This is a genomic window from Parolsenella sp. (assembly GCF_982402205.1).
Genome location: NZ_CEVYAT010000169.1, coordinates 1 through 3,058, shown reverse-complemented (window position 1 = coordinate 3,058; position 3,058 = coordinate 1). Strand labels below are relative to the sequence as shown.

Here is a 3,058-nt window from a genome sequence, read left to right as displayed (position 1 = left end):
ATGGAGGTCGATCTTGAAGCTCAGGTGGACGCCATGGCGGCGCAGGCTCGGCAGCTGCATGATGACCTGCACGAGCACGCCCAGGGGATTGCCCAGGGCAAGGGCGAGGAAGGCAAGCGGCGGGTTGGCGTCCTTGAGCACCGCGAACAGCACGAACGAGCTAATCGTGATGATGTTGTTGAAGATGGGGGCAGCGTTGCTCCAGAAGTAGTCGCGTTCGGCGTTGAGCACGCCCGAGGCCACGCTCGACAGGCAGTAGAGCACGACCTCGATGGCAAAGAAGCGGAAGAGCGTCACGCCGTCTGCCATCTGGGACTGGTCGGTGCCGGCCGACTGCACCCAGATGAGGGGCGCGGCGAAGACGAGGCAGAGCACGAAGCAGACGCTCAGGATCACGAGCAGGACCGACAGCAGGTTGGACACGTACTCGTTGGCGCCGCGGCGACCCTTGCGCTCGCGAACGTCGAGGTAGACGGGCAGGAAGGCCGTGATGAGCATGCCGCCGATAACGAGCTCGTAGAGCTGGTTGGGCAGGTTGTTGGCCACCGTGTAGCAGCTCGAGAGCAGCGTGGTGCCTAGGGCGAAGGCCTGGCCCCAGGTGCGCACGAAGCCCGTGAGGCGGCTGATGATGACGAGCACGCTCATCATCGCGGCCGAGCGGCCCACGTTGGCGTCGGGTGCGGGGGCATCGGGCGCGGCATCGGCGGCGAGGCGCTCGGGCGTCTCGGCCGCAAGGTGCTCGGGCGCGTGGGGTGCGAGGTGCTCGGCGACGTGGGCGTCGTCGTGCTCGGGGGCTTCGGGCGTTAAATGATTGGCCATGAGGCGTCCTCTCGGCAGATGTCGGCAAGCGTGGCGCCGAGAAACGCGACGAGTGCCTCGGAGTTCACCTTGAGCGTGAGGCCCAGGCGACCGCCGGAGATGTAGATGTCATCGAAGAGCCGCGCCGTCTCATCGATGAGGGTGGGAAAGCGCTTCTTCATGCCCACGGGCGAGCAGCCGCCGCGGACGTAGCCCGTGGTGGGCTCGAGGTCGCGCACGTGCATGAGGGAGAGCGACTTCTCGCCGGTGGCAGCGGCCGCCTTCTTGAGGTCGAGCTCGGCGCCCGAGGGCACGCAGCAGACGACGTGGCCGCCGTGCGGCGCCACGCAGACGAGGGTCTTGAAGCCCTGCCCGGGGTCATAGCCCAGCATGTTGGCAATCTGGACGCCCAGGTCGCGCACGCCCGAGGGGTCGGGCTCCTCGAACGCGATCGCCTCGAAGGCCACACCGGCGCGCTCGAGCTCGCGCATCGCGTTGGTCTTCTGAACCTTCTCCTTGCGGGCCACGCCGCACCTCCCTTGAGCTAGCAAAACGGGCCGCACGCGAGACCACGCCCAACATGCGACCCATGAAGTCTACCCCACCGCGCAAGACCGCCGTGAAGGGACTGTGGTGAGTGCCCGAACGCAAGCCAAGGACAGGTACGTTGGCGCGTGGGACGCCCGGCCGCAAGACGAGAGCTAGGCCACGCCACGCCTGGCCAAGCTCGCAAGATAACAAGGCCGAAAGGGGTTACCGTCCACCAGGCGCAAGCGCGCCAAAGGGCTCTGACCCCTTTGGCACGTCACGCGCTTATTCCTCGAGCGCTGGCTCGGGCACGGGGATGTTGGGCACCCATTCGCCCTCGCCGCTCTCGTCGAGCTTGCACTGCAGCTCGCGGGTGTGCTCGAGCACCGGCGCCAGGAAGCGGCCCGTATACGACTCGGGGCAGGCGGCCACCTGCTCGGGCGTGCCGGACACGACCACCTGGCCGCCGCCGTCGCCGCCCTCGGGACCCATGTCGATGAGGCGGTCGGCCACCTTGATGACGTCGAGGTTGTGCTCGATGACCAGCACGGTGTTGCCCGCGTCGACCAGGCGCTGCAGCACGTCGAGCAGCTGGCGCACGTCCTCGAAGTGCAGGCCCGTGGTGGGCTCGTCGAGGATGTAGAACGTACGCCCTGTCTGCTGGCGGTGGAGCTCCTTGGCGAGCTTCACGCGCTGCGCCTCGCCGCCCGAGAGCGTCGTGGCGGGCTGACCCAGGCGGATGTAGCCCAGGCCCACGTCGTAGAGCGTCTGGAGCTTGTTCTTGATGCGCGGGATGTTCGCGAAGAACTTGAGGGCCTCGGTGACGCTCATGTCGAGCACCTGCGAGATGTTCTTGCCGTGGTAGGTGACCTCGAGCGTCTCGCGATTGTAGCGCGCGCCGTGGCAGACCTCGCACGGAACGTAGACGTCGGGCAGGAAGTTCATCTCAATCTTGATCTGTCCGTCTCCCTTGCAGGCCTCGCAGCGGCCGCCCGAGACGTTGAAGCTGAACCGACCGGGGCTGTAGCCACGGGCGCGGCTCTCGGGCGTGCTGGCGAACAGGGCGCGCAGGTCGTCCCACAGGCCAATGTAGGTGGCGGGGTTCGAGCGCGGGGTGCGGCCGATGGGACTCTGGTCGACGTCGATGACCTTGTCGATCTGGTCGATACCCACAATCTTCTTGTACTCGCCCACCGGGCGCTGCGAGCGCTGGATGGCGTTCGTGAGCGCGGGGGCGATCGTGTCGGTCACCAGCGAGCTCTTGCCCGAGCCCGACACGCCCGTGACCACGGTGAGCGTGCCAAACTCGATGCTCGCCGTGACGTTCTTGAGGTTGTTGTGCGTGGCCCCCGTAATCTTGAGGGCGCCGCGGCCGGGCTTGCGGCGCTTCTCGGGCAGGCGGATGAGCCTGCGGCCCGTGAGGTAGGCGCCCGTGATGGAGTCCTGGCAGGCGCAGATCTGCTGCGGGGTGCCCGCGGCCACGACCTCGCCGCCCAGCTCGCCCGCGCCAGGCCCCATGTCGAGCACGTAGTCCGCCGCGCGGATCGTATCCTCGTCGTGCTCGACCACGATCACGGTGTTGCCTTGGTCCCTCAGGCGCTCGAGCGTGTGGATGAGGCGGTCGTTGTCCCTCTGGTGCAGGCCAATCGAGGGCTCGTCCAGGATGTAGAGCACGCCCATGAGGCCGGCGCCAATCTGCGTGGCCAGGCGGATGCGCTGGGCCTCGCCGCCC

Annotated in this window: 3 protein-coding genes; all 3 read right to left on the bottom strand. The window is 67.5% G+C overall.

Annotated features, from left to right (window positions below; genetic code table 11):
- On the bottom strand, nucleotides 1–819 hold an 819-nt coding region (gene murJ / locus AC1VTH_RS07590; RefSeq protein WP_481335534.1), incomplete at its 3' end, for a murein biosynthesis integral membrane protein MurJ.
- Complete coding sequence (locus AC1VTH_RS07585; RefSeq protein WP_481335533.1) at nucleotides 804–1,325, bottom strand: aminoacyl-tRNA deacylase; 522 nt, start codon at nucleotides 1,323–1,325, stop codon at nucleotides 804–806. The genes murJ and AC1VTH_RS07585, both read right to left, overlap by 16 nt.
- Before the next feature lie 286 nt (nucleotides 1,326–1,611).
- The coding region (gene uvrA, locus AC1VTH_RS07580) for an excinuclease ABC subunit UvrA (protein WP_481335532.1) at nucleotides 1,612–3,058 on the bottom strand (1,447 nt) is incomplete at its 5' end.